Below are 15,564 nucleotides of genomic sequence, written 5' to 3'. Positions count from 1 at the left end.
GGGCGGCTCCTCACTGCGCGAGACTGTTCTTGTAAATCCTGCCGCCCTTCATGATCAGCACAAAGTTCTTGGCGGGATCCTTGACCAGGGCGATGTCTTCGAGCGGATTGCCGTCGACGAGCAGGAGATCGGCCAGCGCGCCCTCCTCGACCACACCGAGCTTTCCGGGATAGGGATTGCGCAGGCCCGACAATCCCAGCAATTCGGCATTGGTCGATGTCGCCATGGTCAGCGCCTCGGCCGGCGTATACCAGCGCGTCAGCGCGGCCAGCATCGCACCCTGCTTGTCCGCCAGCGCCTGCGAGAACAGGACGTCGGTCCCGAACGCGGTCTTGATGCTGTACTTTTTCGCCAGCGCGTAGACGAGGTCGGTGCCGGCAACCACCTGCCGCATCTTGTCCTGCTCTGCTGGTCCCAGCGCGGCGGCGCCGGAGATATCCAGGAATGGCTGCGTGCTCAACCAGATCCCCTTTTCCGCCATCAGCCGTGCACTCGCCTCGTCGATGAGGTGGGCATGCTCGATGCATCTCACGCCGGCCGCGATCGAGCGCTGGATCGCGACCGGCGTGTAAGCGTGGGTGGCGACATAGGTGCCCCAATTGTCGGCGGCCTCGACGGCGGCGCGCAGCTCGGGCTCGGTGAAGGTGGAGACATCAAGTGGGCTGAACGGCGACGCGACACCGCCGCCCGCCGTGAGCTTGACCTGCGAAGCTCCCTGCATCAGCTGTTCGCGCGCCCGCACGCGGACTTCGTCGGGACTGTCGGCGACCATGCTGCCGCCAATCCGCTCCATGCGGCTGAGCATGCCGCCGATCGTTCGCGGCAGATCGGCAAGCTGGCGGAAGTCGCCATGGCCGGCAGTAATGGTGATCATGGCGCCGGAGGGATAGATGCGTGGACCCGCGACGAGGTCCTCGTCGATGGCCTGCTTCAATCCGAACGAAGGCCCTCCCATGTCACGCACGGTGGTGAAGCCACGCATCAGCGTGGCCGTTGCCTCGGCGGCAGCGAGCAGATTGTTGTAGCCGACGTCACTTGCAAGCACGGCCATCGGGGTCGGCCGTACCAGCATCGCATGCCAATGCGCGTCGATCAGCCCCGGCATCAGCACGCGGCCGGCGCCGTCGACCACCTTGGCTTCTGCCGTGATGTCCGTGGCCGAGATCTTCTCGATCGTCTTGTTCCTGACGAGAACATTGGATGGGGCAGAGAGCGCGCCGTTCTTTCCGTCGAATATCCGCACGCTGCGGAACAGAACGGCGGAGTCCTGCTGGGCCGTCGCGGGCGACGGGCTGAAGATGCTTATCGCCCCCAACGTCAGCAGAACGGCAGCTCTCGCGAGTCCAGCCCGCGAACCCAAACCCCGCATCTTCGCTCTCCGCATCCGGTGCGCGCTAGGCAGCGGCAGCTGCAGGCCGCCATGCAAGGCTCAGCCATCCGATGCCGTGGGACAACAGGTCAATGCCGAGCAGCAATCCCAGGACCCAGAGCCCCGTGAGCGGAAAGCCGGTGAGGATGATGAGACCTCGCCGGCGCCTAGACCTGTCCGCTGGTTCCGACGACGCAGACCCCGAACAGCTCGCTCGGAACGCGGGCGAGCGCAGGGTAGACCTGCGAGTTTGTTCCGTCGCGATTGATTGAAACCGCCGCTGCGCCTCGTTCACCAGCGCTTGCACAATCTCGGGAGCGGACAAGTGGCCGGTCGAAACGTAGGCAATCTCTCGTTCGTCAGCCAGAGCTCGCGCCATGGCAGCACTCCGCAGAACGGATTCACCTGATGTCGGCTCCGTTCTAGAACTCGACGCTCACGCTTCAGCTGATTCCCATCATCGCCGCGAGTCAATTTACAACCATAAGGCGATTTTGCATTTCAGCCATACGACTCTATGAGACATGGATGACTGCACAAAACGCCGGGAATTTTCGGCACGTGTGTAAGCGCTACTGTCGCGCTTGCATCGAACTCAAATCAAAAGAGCGAAGAGCAACTCTCAACGCGAGATTGCAATACCCGTGCGCTGGAATACGATCGGCCACGGGCTACGCGAGAGGGTCATGGGCGAAGGGAGACGCGAGGACAGCCCTACATCAAGTGAACGAGGCTCAACATGGTAGCACAAACGAGTGACGGATATGTCCTGCTGGTCAAGAAGCTCGGCGGGCTCTTCGCAATCATCCTCGGATGCCTGCTGACCGCGGTCGGTGTAACCTTCGAATCCGGCGGCACGACTTTCTTCGGCGTTCTCTTCCTGGTTCTTGGCGCAGGTTTGCTGGTGCTGAAGATAGTCAGGCGAAACGAAGGATCTCCGTCGCCATAAGCCGCCGGCGCAGCTTGCTCACGCGCCCAGCACGTCCGCGAGCCGCAACTCGTCGGCTGGATCCTTCAGGAACAGCTCGGCCTCGATCTCGTTCAGATGCGACAACATCTGCGCGCGCGCGGCTTCCCTGTCGCATTTGCGAATCGCAGCGACGATGCCGGCGTGATGATCGGTGCCGCAGGCCGGCGTGTCGTGCCGGCGGTAGAGCAGGATGATGAGCGACGAGCGCGCGATCAGCTCCTTGAGAAAACCGAGATAGATGCTGTGGCCACTCATCTCGGCGACGAGTCGATGGAAATCGCCGGAGAGGCGGACCGAAGCACGCGCATCGCCGCGCAGCTCTGCCTCGCGTTCCTCGGCAAGATGGCGCTGGAGACGCCCGATCCAGGCCGGCGACACCGCGTCAACGGCGTGATCGACGATCGTCGGCTCGATCAGGCGGCGCGCCTCGAACACTTCGCGGGCATCCGCAGGCGTCGGCCGCGCGACGAAGGCGCCGCGGTTCTTCTCGATGTTGACGATGCCCTCATGCGCGAGCTGTTGAAGCGCGGTGCGAACCAGCGTTCGGCTCGCGCCGTAGATCTCGCCGATCTCATCCTCGCCGAGTTTCGTGCCGGGCAGCAGGCGATGCTCGAGGATCGCCGCGGTCACGCCTTCCCGGATGCGGCTGACGCGATCGCTCGCATCTGGCGCGTCGGATTTCGGTCGGGACTTGGCGGCCATGGGGGTGAGGACTCGATCGTCGAAGATGGCGTCGAATCCTAATCGACCAGCTGTATCCAATCACAGGCGAAACTTTATACAATCTGCGCCTGTTTTGTGTGCACGCAGCTGCGAAGGCAACGAGCCGCCCACGCCCGAGGGATTCGATCTAACGATCTGACTCCGCTGCACTGTTTTGGAATTCAGCCGGCCGAGAACGATTCAAGCGCGATTGGCACGGACCTTGCGGAGAGAGGCGCAGCATCGCCCTCGCCCCGGACACGCCATGGCCACTCCCGCCGCCCTCGAACTGGTCGCCGTCACCAAGCGCTACGACACGACGCTGGCGGTCGACACCGTAAATTTGAAGATCCCGGCCGGCACCTATTGCTGCCTGCTCGGCCCCTCCGGCTGCGGCAAGACCTCGACCTTGCGCATGATCGCCGGCCACGAGGCCGTCAGTGAGGGCGACATCATCCTGGGCCCGCAGAACGTCACCGATCTCGAACCCGCCAAGCGCGGTACGGCGATGATGTTCCAGTCCTACGCGCTGTTTCCACACCTCACCGTGATCGACAACGTGGCGTTTGCCCTGAAAATGCGCGGCATCGACCGGGCGACGCGGCACAAGCGCGCCGGCGAGCTGCTCGAGCTGGTGGCGATGACGCCCTACGCGGCCCGCCTCCCCGCACAGCTCTCCGGCGGCCAGCAGCAGCGCGTCGCGCTCGCCCGCGCACTGATCACCGAGCCGCAGATCCTGTTGCTCGACGAGCCGCTCTCGGCACTCGATCCGTTCCTGCGGGTGAAGATGCGGGGCGAATTGAAGCGGCTGCAGCGCGAGCTCGGCATTAGCTTCGTTCAGGTCACGCACGGCCAGGAAGAGGCGATGGCGCTGGCCGACCACATCGTCGTGATGAACCAGGGCAGGATCGAGCAGCAGGGAAGCGCCCGCGACATCTTCCATCATCCCCGCACCGAATTCGTGGCGCGCTTCATCGGCGGCCACAACGTCCTCAGCGACGCAGGCAAACTCATCGCCGTGCGCGCCGATCAGCTCGGCATCGTGCCGATCGCCGACGGCGCGGTCGGCGCGCCGGCGCTGCTGACCCAGACCGAGTACCAGGGCTCCTACATCGCCGTCTCGCTCACGCTCGAAGACGGGACCGCCCTGTTCTCCCACCTTCCCGAGGCCGCCTTCGACGTCCACCAGTTCCGGCCGGGCGATCGCGTGCTGGCCACCTGGGATCCCGCCAAGGCGCAACGTCTGCAATAGCGCCGATCAATCACCGGAATGCGCAACAGAGGAGTCAGTGATATGACCGAAACGACCAGGAAGAAGGGCCTTAGCCGCCGCACGCTACTGAAGAGCACCGCGGGTCTCGCCGGCCTTGCCGCCGGCTCCGGCGCCATCACCGGATTTCCCTACGTCATGTCGGCCGAGCCGAAGGTGCTGCGCTATCTCGGCACCGCGGTGAACGAGGGCGACGAGATCTCCAAGCAGTGCCTGAAGGACACGGGCATCAAGATCGAATACATCACCGCGACCACCGACGACGTCACCAAGCGCGTGATGACCCAGCCGAACTCCTTCGACGTGCTCGACACCGAATATTTCGCGCTGAAGAAGATCGTGCCGTCGGGCAACATCCTTGCCCTCGATGCCAGGAAGATCAAGGAATTCGACAACATCACGCCCGTCTTCACCAAGGGCGTCACTCCCGGCGGCAAGAAGATCGGCGGCCAGGGCACCGCGCCCTGGAAGGTGCTCTATCTCGAAGGCAAGGACTCCAAGAAGTTCGCGACCTCGGCAACCGAGTTCGTCACGCTCATCCCGACCGTCTACAACGCCGACACGCTCGGTATCCGCCCCGACATCATCAAGCGTCCGATCAGCTCGTGGGCCGAGCTGCTCAATCCCGAGTTCAAGGGCAAAGCCTCGATCCTCAACATCCCCTCGATCGGCATCATGGATGCCGCGATGGTCGTGGAAGCCACCGGCAAGTACAAATATGCCGACAAGGGCAACATGACCAAGGAAGAGATCGATCTCACCATGAAGGTGATGACCGAAGCCAAGAAGGCCGGTCAGTTCCGCGCCTTCTGGAAAGACTTCAACGAGAGCGTCAACCTGATGGCCTCGGGCGAGACGGTCATCCAGTCGATGTGGTCGCCGGCGGTGACGAAGGTCCGCTCGATGGGGATTGCCTGCACCTTCCAGCCGCTCAAGGAAGGCTATCGCTCCTGGGCGTCCGGCTTCTGCGTCTCGAAGGGCGTCTCGGGTGCGAAGCTCGAATGGGCCTATGAGTTCGTCAACTGGTTCCTTTCCGGCTATGCCGGCGCCTATCTCAACCGCCAGGGCTACTACTCCGCCGTGCTCTCCACCGCGAAGGCGCATATGGAGCCGTACGAGTGGGCCTATTGGATGGAAGGCAAGGCGGCAGAGAAGGACATCAAGGCGCCCGACGGCTCGCTGCTCGAGAAGGCCGGCGCCGTGCGCGACGGCGGCTCCTACGAGGACCGCATGGGCGGCGTCGCGTGCTGGAACGCCGTGATGGACGAGAACGACTACATGGTGCGCAAGTGGAACGAGTTCATCGCAGCGTAATTTGATGGACACGTCAGAGGACATCCTGCAACAGGCATCCCCGGACCTGGTCCGGGGATCGGAGACGGCGCGCCGCAGCAGAGCGGCGCGGCTGTCACCCTCCTTCATCTCCTGGCTTCAGGCCGGGCCGATGATGCTGGTGTTCCTCGCCTTCTTCCTGATCCCCCTCGTCTTCGTCGTCATCGTCTCGTTCTGGGACTACAACGAATACCAGTTGCTGCCGGCCTTCTCGGGCCGCGGTTACACCGACACGTTCGAGGGCTGCATCGCGCAGCTCCCCGATCTCTGCACCATCGCCAAGACTTATCTGAAGACGCTGAAGCTGTGCTTCCTCGTGTGGGTCATCACACTATTCATCGGCTTCTGGGTCGCCTACTTCCTCGCCTTCCACGTCAAGTCAAAAACCTGGCAGATGGGACTGTCGCTGCTCTGCACGATCCCGTTCTGGACCTCCAACGTGATCCGCATGATCGCCTGGATTCCGCTGCTCGGGCGCAATGGCCTTGTCAACTCGGGCTTGGTGAAAACGGGGCTGATCAACCATCCCGTTGAATGGCTGCTGTTCTCCGAATTCTCCGTGGTGCTGGCGCTGGTGCATCTCTTCACCTTCTTCATGGTGGTGCCGATTTTCAATTCGATGGTACGCATCGACAAATCGCTGATCGAGGCCGCCTATGACGCCGGCGCGACCGGTTTCCAGACGCTCGTCAACGTCATCATTCCCCTGGCAAAACCTGGCATCGTGATCGGCTCGATCTTCGTCATCACCATCGTGATGGGCGATTTCATCACCATCGGCGTGATGGGAGGGCAGCAGATCGCGGCCGCCGGCAAGATCATCGAGACGCGGGTGAACGCGCTGCAATTCCCCGCAGCAGCGGCCAACGCCGTGATCCTGCTCGTCATCACGTTCCTGATCATCACCATGATGTCGCGCATCGTCGACATCAAGAAGGAGCTCTAGAGCATGACGGAAGGACGCCCGCGCTCTTTCTACGTGCTCGCGATCTTCTTCGCAGCCTACACGCTGTTTCTCTACGGCCCGATGATCGCGATCTATGTGCTGTCGTTCCAGGGGCCGCAGGGTGGCCTCACCTTCCCGATGAATGGTGTGTCGACTTTCTGGATCGCAAAACTGTTCCAGGGCACCGGCATCGTCGATCTCGGCGCGGCCTTTCGCCGTTCGCTGCTGCTCGGCATTATCGTGATGATCGTCACCGTCGTGCTGTCGGTCGCCGCGGGCATGGCGTTTCGCCGCAAGTTCAAGGCGCAAAGCATCCTGTTCTACTCGGCGATCGCGAGCCTCATCGTGCCCTCGATCATCACCTCGCTCGGCATCTCGCTTGAATTCCGCATCATCGACGATGTGATCAAGGGCACCTTCAACGAGAATTTCGAGACCTCGATGGGCCTGCTCACTTCCGGCCTCGGCGCGCATTTGACCTGGACGCTGCCGTTCGGCCTGCTCATCATGTTCGCGATCTTCAACCGCTTCGATCCCAGGCTCGAGGAAGCCGCGCGCGATCTCGGTGCGACGCCGTGGCAGGCCTTCCGTCATGTCGTGCTGCCGATCATCCTGCCCTCCGTGATCGGTATCGGCCTGTTCGGCTTCACGCTGTCCTGGGACGAACTCGCGCGTTCCAGCCAGGCGATCGGGGCCGTGAACACGCTGCCTCTCGATCTCCAGGGCCTCACCACCACCGTGACCAACCCCGACATCTATGCGCTCGGCACCGTGATCTCGGCGGTGTCGTTCACGGTGATCGCGCTTGCGCTTGGCACCATCCACATGCTGAACAAGCGACAGGCGGCCAAAGGCTCGGACGCCGGCAAGGGGCTTGTCTGAAAAGGGGCTTGTCTGATCTGATGCGGCTTCACGTCGTCAATCCCAACACCACTGCGACCATGACGGTGAAGATCGCCGCTGCCGCGCGAAGCGTCGCCCTGCCCGACACGATGATCGATGCGCGCCAGCCCACGATGGGCCCGGTCTCGATCGAGGGATTTTACGACGAGGCGTTCGCGGTGCCCGGCATGCTCGGCTGCATCCGCGAGGCCGACCGCGACGGCGCGGATGCGCACATCATCGCCTGCTTCGACGACACCGGTCTCGACGCCGCGCGCGCCGCGGCAAAGGCACCCGTGATCGGCATTGGCGAGGCCGGCTTCCACATGGCGAGCCTGATCGCCGCGCGCTTCGCCGTGGTGACGACGCTCGGTGTTTCCATCGTGCCGATCGAACATAATTTGCGGAAATACGGCCTCGCCGAACGCTGCGCCCGCGTCCGCGCCGCCGAGGTGCCGGTGCTCGCGCTGGAGGAGCGCAACACCGATGCGCTCGCAAAAATCTCTACGGAAATCACGGCCGCGATCCGCGACGACCGCGCAGAGGCCATCGTGCTCGGTTGCGCCGGCATGGCCGATCTCGCCAATGAACTCGCCGCCACGCACGGCCTGCCCGTGATCGACGGCGTCGCGGCCGCGGTGACCTTGGCGGAATCACTGGTGCGATTGGGACTGAAAACCTCCCGGCTCGGACCCTATGCGGCGCCCCGATCGAAGACCTATTCAGGTCCGTTTTCGCCGTTTCAGCCCTGATCTCTGCCTCTGACGGGCGCTTGGATGCCCTAAGGCATCCTGATTGCTGGTTTTTTTGCTCTTAGCCTCTTTTTGGTCCCATTCCTTGCCGAAACGTAACGCTTTCGGGACACCCGGTGGCCTCAGGGTTGCCGGTCTTCGCCACTCATCAAGTTTCAATTTGGGTTTTGTTAGCGATGATCGATCTCGCAGAGGACGCACCGTCCAACCCGCTTCTTCGCCTCGGCGCCCAGCCCATCGCGCTGACCGCCGCCGCCCTCCTCCTGCTGATCGCCGGTGTGACCTCGATCGCGATCTGGCGCGCCTATACCGGCTCAGCCCCTGAGACCGACCGGGTGGTGGCGTCGCGGCAGCTTCAGGCTCGGACCGCACAGGCGTCCGAGCAGCTGGTCGAGAAGACCAAGGGGCTGGAGGCAACCCAGCAGGAATCGATCGACCAGCTTCAGGTCGTGCAGGACCAGCTCCAGAGTATGAAGCGCTTGCTCGCATTCCAGCAGGCCGACACCAAGCGTCTGTCCGAGCAGGTCACGACACTCAACGAGTCCATCGACGGCCTGCGGCAATCCTTTGCGAGCGCCCGGGCGACCGAGACGGAGGCTCCCTCGGTTACCCGCAGGAAACCTGCACGGCATCCCGTCCATGCCAGCGCACGCAAGCGTTCGCGCGGCTGAGCAGCCGGCGCCGCCTAAATTTTTGGACTTGTGAACTGGATCACATTCGCCCGTATGATTCCGAGCGATGCTCGCCGTCACCGGATGGCGTGAGCCGATTTCAATGTCCGGGGCTGGCAAGGTCGTTGACGGTATATTGCGTCAACGGCCTTGTTTTTTAACGGGTACCGCCGCCTATTCGCAGACATCCACGGAGCGGATGCGCCAGCCCGACGGCGTCATGACGCGCTTGCGCACGACGTAGCAGCCGCCATAGCCACCATCGTCGTAGCCGGTACCATAGTAATAGGGATCCCCGTAATACGGTTGGCCGTAGCCGTAATAGCCGCCGTAATAACCCGCGCCGGCGATACCCGCCCCGATGGCGATTCCCGGCCAGAAGCCACCGCCATGCCAGTGGCCGCCGTGACCCCAGCCGCCACCGTGGCCCCAGCCGCCACCACCGTGGCCGAAACCGCCCCGCGCCTGGGCGGCCTGTGGGGCTGACAGCCCGACTATCGCGACGGCCAGCGCCGCCATCATCATCTTGCGTAACATCCACTCGATCCTCCGCGTGGACACGCTCCACGCTCAAAGCAGGATCAAGCTAGCGTTCCCTGGGCATTCCGGACAGCCACGCTGCCTCACTTCCGCGCGAGCGTCAGCAGCCGCGGCAGATGCTCTTGAGCTTCTTGTCGAGCAGCCGGTTCTCGGCGTTGACGGCGGCGTCGGTGGATCCACCTGCGCCGGTCCCGGTGGTGGTTCCGGAGGTGGCATTCGCTCCCGATGATTGCGCCGTACCCAGGCTGTTGGTCCCGGGCGGCGGAGCCGGAGAATTGGCGACACCTCCGGCCGATCCCGCTGCGCCGCCGCTCGCTTGCGCGAACGCTACGGCCGGCATCGCGGCAAGGGCGAAGATGACAATCATGGTCTTGATTGAACAGGTTGCGGACGATGTTGCCATTCGAATGCTCCTTTACCGATCAACCGCCGCATCGATGACCGGTTCCGGAACAATTGCCGTCAGTTCAGCTTGAAAGGGGGAGAGCCACGATCATGCGAAAGCCGATCGCGTTCGACGCTGCAAACCAGAGAGGCGAAATCAGGATGACGGATCGCGATCCTTTTGCAGAGGGCGAACGCGCCGCGCGCGAAAACATTCCGGCAGAAGCCAATCCTTACTCGGACGGCAGCGACGAACACGCGTTGTGGGCTGCCGGTCACGAGAGGGTCGCGGGTGCGATCGAAGCGCGCGAATCCGAGGGAAGCTGAGGCGCCGCTTCGAAAGGCGCGCGCCGTTGAACTACGCGGCCGCCACCATCTCCTCGGTCCGATCCTCGACCATGGTCACGAACATGTGGGACTCTTCCCCTGCGCCGCCGATCTGGACACGGCGGGCGGAGATCACGCGGCGCCCGCGCGCGGCATTGTCGATGGTATCGACGATCGGCTCGAGCTGCTGTTTCTGCGCCAGAAGCTGTTGGTCGCGCTGCTCGATCAATTCGGCTGCCTCCGCGGAGAACAACTCCCGCGCGGTCTTGCCGATGATCTCGCCGCGCGACATGCCGATCATGTTCTCGGCCGCCTTGTTAACGAAGACGTAACGCAAATTGCGCGCGTCCTTGGCGATGATGCCCTCGGCCACGTTCTCGATGATGGTGGCGAGGAAGCGCTCCATCCACTCGAGAATGCGCTCGCGCTGACGCTGCTCGGTGACGTCTTCCTGCACCGACACCCAGCCGCCACCGTCCATCGGACGCTCGTAGATCTTGATGATGCGGCCGTCATTCAGGGCGACCTCGTAGACCGCCGGCTCGCGCTTGGTGATCCGGTCGAGGACCGCCGCGACATATTTCGCGACGTTACCGCTGAACAACCCGCTCCTGACTCTGTGCTGGAGAATTTCCTCGAGCGTCGACCCGGCCTGGATCGTCTCGGGTAGATTGTAGATCCCCCGGTAGTTGGTGTTCATCGCGACCACATTGGCCTTGCCGTCGAGCATAACCAGGCCCTGCGGCATGTTGTTGATAGCGGCCGAAAGCTGCCACTTCTTGGCCTAGTACTTGTCGTTGAACTTGTCGCGCTCGGTCATGGCCGCGTCGCGCGCCTGCGCTGTGCCGAGTTCGATCTCCTCGAGCTCGAAGATCCGCGCCACCGCATCGCGGAAGTTCTGTACGGCTCGCGCAAGACGACCGATCTCGTCGTGACGGCCGAGATGCGGCACCTCGCTCTTGACGTCACCGCCGGCAATGCGGTCGGTCGCTTGCGTGATCTCAGCCAGCGCCCCGACCACCGAGCCCCGCATCACAACGACGTTCAGCCCCGCGAAAACGAGCGCCACGAGCCCGAGCACGAACAAATAAGCCGCGGCATAGCGGTTCTCGTTGGCAAGTTCGTCCGCCTCGCGGGCGCGCTGCCCGTAGATCCGTTCCAGCGTCTCCAGATCGAGATTGAGCTTGTTGCGTAGCGTCCGGTTGGCGTCGTTATCGCCCCATTCGCGCGCTGCGGCCGGACTGATCTCCAGCCCGCGCCGAACAAGCTCCTGGCGAAATTCGATGAACTGCGCGATGCGCTGGCGGAAGCTCGAGACTTGCGCGGCATCGTCGGCGGCGACGGTCCGCTCCATGCTCTTCACCGCCTCGGCGAGTTCGCGGTTACGGCGCACCAGACCGTCGGCGAACTGCTTCATCGCGCCGCGATCGGCGGACATCTAGATGCCGCGCGATTCCATGACGACGGCGTAGATCAGCGTGTTGATGCGCCCGACATTGATCGCCGCCTCCGCCGAAGAGGCGTGCATGTGGCGGTAGGTCGTCTGCAGGCGGACGGTCTGGATCGACATCACGAGCAGGAAGGTGGTGACGATCGCGAGAAAGCCGGCAATGTTGTAGACTTTCTCCGCAACGCTCAGGGTATCCGCGCCGCGAGCGAAACGAACGAGCTTTTTCACAAATTTGGTTCCGGCGCCGAGTCCGGATCCCAGCGCCGCAGCATCCATGGCGCCACTCCTCCTGGTTGAAAACGCTCCAGGTTAGGCATGATGGCGCTAGCGGAGGATTAAAATACCGGCGGGTGTTTTTACGGTACGGAACCAGATGCCGGCCGCACACGGCCTGCGTGCATCTCAGTCGATCCGCTTTAGGCCCTTCGTGAAGCGCGGGCCGTTCGCGACGTAGAACTTCGCCGCGCTGCCCATCTTCTGCACCTGGGCGTCGTCGAGCGTGCGGATCACCCGCGCCGGCGAGCCGATGATCAGGGACCGTTCGGGGAATTCCTTGCCTTCGGTGATGACGGAGCCGGCGCCGACGATGCTGTTGCGGCCGATCCTGGCGCCGTTCATCACGATGGAGCCCATGCCGACGAGTGCGCCCTCCTCGATGGTGCAACCGTGCAGGATGACGTTGTGGCCGACCGTACAGTTCCTGCCGATCTGAAGCGGAAAACCCAGATCAGTGTGGCAGGTCGAGCCGTCCTGCACGTTGGATCCCTCGCCGATCTCGATCCACTCATTGTCGCCGCGCAGCACCGCGCCGAACCAGACGCTAGCGCCGGGCTTCAGGCGCACGCGGCCGATCACGGTGGCGGTCTCCGCGATGAAGTAATTGCCGTCGGCGGGAAGGTCGGGCGCCTGCCCGTCGAGCTCGTAGATCGCCATGAGGGTCTCCTGTCGGGTCAACCCAGCCATAGCGAAACGGCAGCCTTGACGCAAAGGCCCGCCGCGCAGGCAGCCCTACAGCGCCCGTATCAGACCAGAACGCCGGCCGCGCGGAGCGTCATCAGGAAGAAGGTGCCGCTCATCATACTCCAGAAGCCGGCGATGACGGTGGCCATCATCACGAATTCGACGCGGCGGCTCTCCACCTGCCTGCCGCGCAGGGTGTTGCGCATGATGATGAAAGGCGCCGCGAACACCAGGAACGGAACCGCCGCGAAGGTCTTCGGCGCCACGCCGTCCTGCAACAGACCGAAGCCGGCGGGCCGCTGTGCGACCGTCTGGTATCCGCTGACGAGCGCTCCCGCGAGCGCGAAACCGATGCCGATCGAGAAGAATGTATTGAGAGCTTCAGGTGTCATCGGAACGGTCCGCCCTTACGCAACGCGAGGTGACTTCCTGTGACAAAGAGTGCCGGTTAACGCTACATTATCCTTAAGGGAAGGTTAACGCCGCCGGCCGTTCCACGCAGGCCTGTCTCCCTTCCCTGCAGCCGGCGAACGCTCCGCGAAATCGCAGCCGCGTGGCATATTCGCCGCTGATTCGTCGGCCATCGGCCGACTTCCGGCTCATTCGCGCGGCTCATGACGGTGTTTTCGGCAATTTCCCCTCAATCTCCCCGGGCGCGCACCCGGGCACACGTCATCCCGATCGTGCTCGGCGGCACTGCCGCGGTGTGCGCCGTCGCGCTCGTCGCCTATTTGTTGTGGCCAACCTGGGGCCCGAGCGGCGTGAACGCCCCGGACAAGCTGCCGGTGAGCGTCGGCGGCACGCTGTTCAACCTGCCGACCAACGCGATCCGCATGAAGATCCAGCGCCACTCCGGGCCGCAGGAGCGGATCGATCTCGACTTCCTGTATCCTTCGCTGGAGCCGCCGGGCGCGCCGAAGCACGTCACCGCCGATAGCGTGGATGCGGCGATGCAGCCGATCGACCGCATCTTCCTGTCGATCGCCGCGCATCGCGATGCGCTCTCGCCCGAGCAGCGCACCGCCACGATCTATCCGCGCTATCTCGACCAGGCCGCGGCAACGCCCCAGGACGGGCTGACGATGCGGATGTTCCGCGCCGATACGCCGTACGGCAGCGAGGATCTCTATTCTGCCGCAAGTCCGGCGCTGACCGCGCGCTGCACCCGCGATGGGGCGACGCCCGGCATGTGCCTCGCCGAACGCCGCGTCGGCGGCGCCGACCTCACCTTCCGCTTTCCGCGCAGCTGGCTATCGCAGTGGCGCGATGCGGCGGAAGCGATGGAGAAGCTGACGGCGCAACTGCGCGGCCCGAAGGGCTGAGCGGCCCCGAGCCTCCAAAACAAAAACTGCGAAAACAACCCCATGCACAGTAGCCAAGTGCCTGGCATGACTTCGTATTTTCGAAGCCGGCTTGGGAAAACTCGATCTCCCTCCGACAATTCGTCTTTTTCGAAAATGATTCAAAGCCGCAGGCAATTCAAACGCCGATCTCCTTGTGATCGCTCCAGCGATAAGTCGGCAGATCCAGCTTGTCGGCAAGGTCTCGACCGATGGCGAGTCTCGCCGCACCGGGAAACGAGAACGCCTTCACGACCTGATTGCGAAACCACAATCCCCATGACGTCCGCGGCGCAAATGCCGCGGCGAAGCGCTCCGCTCCGCGCTGCTTGGCGCCGATATAGCTGCGAAGGCGAGTCTCATAGGCGCTGAATGCTTCCTCGTGGCGCCCGTAGGCGCGTGCGAGTTCTCCCGCAAGCACATAGGCAGAGATCATGGCCAGAGCCGAGCCCTGCCCGGCGACGAGCGAGACGCAGAACGCAGCGTCTCCAATCAGCACGACGCGGCCCCGCGACCAGCCGTCCATCCTGATCTGGCTGACCCGGTCGCAATACAAATCATCGGCGCGCTCGAGTTCGTTCAGAATGTCTGGGCATTCCCAGCGGGCGTCGCGATAGAGATCACGCAGCTGTGCCTTTGCGGCAGGCCCGACCGCATCGCCGCGAAACACGAAGAGGAACAAGGTGCGATCATTGCACAGCGCGAAACGGCCAATCATCCGGCCCGGCCGGTTGTGCATCAGATACACATTCTCGTCGCGACGACGATAGCCGCGGGTTTCGAATGCCGCGACGCCATAGCCGAGATTTCTTTCGAACGTCCCGATCGAGCCGAACGCAAGGCTGCGCACCTGCGAATGCAGGCCGTCAGCACCGACGACGAGATCGAAACGTCGGCGCCCGCCGCGCCGCAACTGGACCTCGACCCATTCAGGCTGCTGCTCCAGGCCAACGATCTCCTCATCGAAGATCGTTTCAACACCATCGCGGACCGTACCGTACAGCAGGCGCGACAGATCGCTTCGTGCCAGAGTGACGTAACGCCCGCCTGTGAGATCGTCGAGGACGTTCGTACCAAATCCGGCGACACGCCGGCCGCGATCGTCGACGATCCGCATTTCCCTGACGCGATAGCCGGCGCTTTCGATCGCCGGCAACAGCCCCATCCGCTCGGCGATGTCGTAGCCCAGCCCCCAGAAATCGATCACGTAGCCGCCGCGACGAAGTGCGCTCGCGCGCTCGACCAGCGTCGGCGCGTAGCCCGCCGCCTTGAGCCAATAGGCGAGCGTCGGCCCTGCAATCCCCGCCCCGGAGATCAGAACTGTTCGCATGGAAGGAATATGGGAAAAGCGGCGGCCGATCGCACCGCCACGTCAGACACCAAATGGTGAGGGCGGGAAGTTCCGCCTCACCAATCGCGTCGCATCACTCCTGGTCGACGAGATCGTCCTCGAGGATCGCCATCTGGAACTGGAACGAGCGATCATCGTCCTCGTCGTCGACGAAGAGCACACCGATGAATTCCTCGCCGATATAGACTTCGGCGGAATCATCCTTCTTAGGCCGCGGCACGACGCGGATCTTGGGATTGCCGAATACGCGCTTCAGATACGCGTCGAGCTTCCTAACTTCCTTGACGTCCACGGCAAGTCTCCAATCGAAATCTAGGT

Annotated in this window: 20 protein-coding genes; 9 read left to right on the top strand and 11 right to left on the bottom strand. The window is 63.4% G+C overall.

The annotated features are described in order from the left end of the window. Nucleotides 1–10: 10 nt before the first annotated feature. Complete coding sequence (locus ABIB91_RS01330; RefSeq protein ID WP_354158938.1) at nucleotides 11–1,369, bottom strand: metal-dependent hydrolase family protein; 1,359 nt, start codon at nucleotides 1,367–1,369, stop codon at nucleotides 11–13. A gap of 739 nt (nucleotides 1,370–2,108) precedes the next feature. Between ABIB91_RS01330 and ABIB91_RS01325 the strand changes: the two genes are divergently transcribed. Continuing rightward, nucleotides 2,109–2,318 carry a hypothetical protein gene (locus ABIB91_RS01325; RefSeq protein WP_007602565.1) on the top strand — a complete coding sequence of 70 codons (210 nt, stop codon included), beginning with the start codon at nucleotides 2,109–2,111 and terminating at the stop codon, nucleotides 2,316–2,318. Between the two features lie 18 nt (nucleotides 2,319–2,336). Here the strand turns inward: ABIB91_RS01325 and ABIB91_RS01320 are convergent, their stop codons facing one another. Then, complete coding sequence (locus tag ABIB91_RS01320) at nucleotides 2,337–3,041, bottom strand: GntR family transcriptional regulator (RefSeq protein WP_219683845.1); 705 nt, start codon at nucleotides 3,039–3,041, stop codon at nucleotides 2,337–2,339. A gap of 265 nt (nucleotides 3,042–3,306) precedes the next feature. On the opposite strand from ABIB91_RS01320, the gene ABIB91_RS01315 reads away from it, so the two are divergent. From ABIB91_RS01315 to ABIB91_RS01290, 6 genes are all read left to right on the top strand, one after another. Continuing rightward, nucleotides 3,307–4,293 (top strand): ABC transporter ATP-binding protein, encoded by a 987-nt coding sequence (locus ABIB91_RS01315; protein WP_027567792.1) that lies wholly within the window; start codon nucleotides 3,307–3,309, stop codon nucleotides 4,291–4,293. 42 nt (nucleotides 4,294–4,335) lie between these two features. After that, entirely contained in the window at nucleotides 4,336–5,625 is a 1,290-nt protein-coding gene (locus ABIB91_RS01310; RefSeq protein ID WP_007602563.1) for an ABC transporter substrate-binding protein, read from the top strand. Between the two features lie 4 nt (nucleotides 5,626–5,629). Then, complete coding sequence (locus ABIB91_RS01305) at nucleotides 5,630–6,589, top strand: ABC transporter permease (RefSeq protein WP_354158941.1); 960 nt, start codon at nucleotides 5,630–5,632, stop codon at nucleotides 6,587–6,589. A gap of 3 nt (nucleotides 6,590–6,592) precedes the next feature. Further along, nucleotides 6,593–7,471 carry an ABC transporter permease gene (locus ABIB91_RS01300; RefSeq protein ID WP_354158943.1) on the top strand — a complete coding sequence of 293 codons (879 nt, stop codon included), beginning with the start codon at nucleotides 6,593–6,595 and terminating at the stop codon, nucleotides 7,469–7,471. Nucleotides 7,472–7,491: 20 nt separating this feature from the next. Then, nucleotides 7,492–8,223: an aspartate/glutamate racemase family protein gene (locus ABIB91_RS01295; RefSeq protein WP_354159295.1), complete on the top strand. Its 732-nt coding sequence runs from the start codon at nucleotides 7,492–7,494 to the stop codon at nucleotides 8,221–8,223. Nucleotides 8,224–8,399: 176 nt separating this feature from the next. Next, nucleotides 8,400–8,894, top strand: a complete 495-nt coding sequence (locus ABIB91_RS01290; protein ID WP_354158945.1) for a hypothetical protein — start codon at nucleotides 8,400–8,402, stop codon at nucleotides 8,892–8,894. 174 nt (nucleotides 8,895–9,068) lie between these two features. Here the strand turns inward: ABIB91_RS01290 and ABIB91_RS01285 are convergent, their stop codons facing one another. Both ABIB91_RS01285 and ABIB91_RS01280 read right to left on the bottom strand, forming a co-directional pair. Further along, nucleotides 9,069–9,431 carry a hypothetical protein gene (locus tag ABIB91_RS01285; protein ID WP_354158947.1) on the bottom strand — a complete coding sequence of 121 codons (363 nt, stop codon included), beginning with the start codon at nucleotides 9,429–9,431 and terminating at the stop codon, nucleotides 9,069–9,071. Nucleotides 9,432–9,534: 103 nt separating this feature from the next. Continuing rightward, a complete protein-coding gene (locus ABIB91_RS01280) occupies nucleotides 9,535–9,837 on the bottom strand; it encodes a hypothetical protein (protein WP_007602556.1) in 303 nt (100 codons plus the stop codon). 92 nt (nucleotides 9,838–9,929) lie between these two features. On the opposite strand from ABIB91_RS01280, the gene ABIB91_RS01275 reads away from it, so the two are divergent. Beyond that, nucleotides 9,930–10,145: a hypothetical protein gene (locus tag ABIB91_RS01275; protein ID WP_007602555.1), complete on the top strand. Its 216-nt coding sequence runs from the start codon at nucleotides 9,930–9,932 to the stop codon at nucleotides 10,143–10,145. Nucleotides 10,146–10,176: 31 nt separating this feature from the next. Here ABIB91_RS01275 and ABIB91_RS01270 read toward each other — a convergent pair whose 3' ends face one another. The 5 genes from ABIB91_RS01270 to ABIB91_RS01250 form a co-directional block, all read right to left on the bottom strand. Further along, complete coding sequence (locus ABIB91_RS01270; RefSeq protein WP_354158950.1) at nucleotides 10,177–10,893, bottom strand: PAS-domain containing protein; 717 nt, start codon at nucleotides 10,891–10,893, stop codon at nucleotides 10,177–10,179. Between the two features lie 36 nt (nucleotides 10,894–10,929). Beyond that, entirely contained in the window at nucleotides 10,930–11,583 is a 654-nt protein-coding gene (locus ABIB91_RS01265; protein WP_354158952.1) for a HAMP domain-containing protein, read from the bottom strand. Further along, nucleotides 11,584–11,871 (bottom strand): hypothetical protein, encoded by a 288-nt coding sequence (locus ABIB91_RS01260; RefSeq protein ID WP_354158954.1) that lies wholly within the window; start codon nucleotides 11,869–11,871, stop codon nucleotides 11,584–11,586. Nucleotides 11,872–11,997: 126 nt separating this feature from the next. Next, complete coding sequence (locus ABIB91_RS01255) at nucleotides 11,998–12,528, bottom strand: gamma carbonic anhydrase family protein (RefSeq protein ID WP_354158956.1); 531 nt, start codon at nucleotides 12,526–12,528, stop codon at nucleotides 11,998–12,000. Nucleotides 12,529–12,617: 89 nt separating this feature from the next. Further along, nucleotides 12,618–12,947, bottom strand: coding sequence for a DUF6949 family protein (locus tag ABIB91_RS01250; RefSeq protein WP_007602553.1), 330 nt, complete (start codon nucleotides 12,945–12,947; stop codon nucleotides 12,618–12,620). Between the two features lie 222 nt (nucleotides 12,948–13,169). On the opposite strand from ABIB91_RS01250, the gene ABIB91_RS01245 reads away from it, so the two are divergent. Continuing rightward, the gene (locus ABIB91_RS01245; protein WP_354158959.1) at nucleotides 13,170–13,877 is read left to right on the top strand and encodes a hypothetical protein; all 708 of its coding nucleotides are present in this window, start codon (nucleotides 13,170–13,172) and stop codon (nucleotides 13,875–13,877) included. 157 nt (nucleotides 13,878–14,034) lie between these two features. On the opposite strand, the gene ABIB91_RS01240 is transcribed toward ABIB91_RS01245, so the two are convergent. Beyond that, entirely contained in the window at nucleotides 14,035–15,225 is a 1,191-nt protein-coding gene (locus ABIB91_RS01240) for an FAD-binding domain (protein WP_354158961.1), read from the bottom strand. A gap of 94 nt (nucleotides 15,226–15,319) precedes the next feature. Next, complete coding sequence (locus tag ABIB91_RS01235) at nucleotides 15,320–15,538, bottom strand: DUF3126 family protein (RefSeq protein WP_007602550.1); 219 nt, start codon at nucleotides 15,536–15,538, stop codon at nucleotides 15,320–15,322. Between the last annotated feature and the right edge of the window lie 26 nt (nucleotides 15,539–15,564).

Source organism: Bradyrhizobium sp. JR4.3 (genome assembly GCF_040547695.1).
GTDB classification, from domain to species: Bacteria; Pseudomonadota; Alphaproteobacteria; order Rhizobiales; family Xanthobacteraceae; genus Bradyrhizobium; species Bradyrhizobium canariense.
Note: the sequence above shows the minus strand (reverse complement) of the source record. Positions and strands in the feature narration are given on the sequence as shown.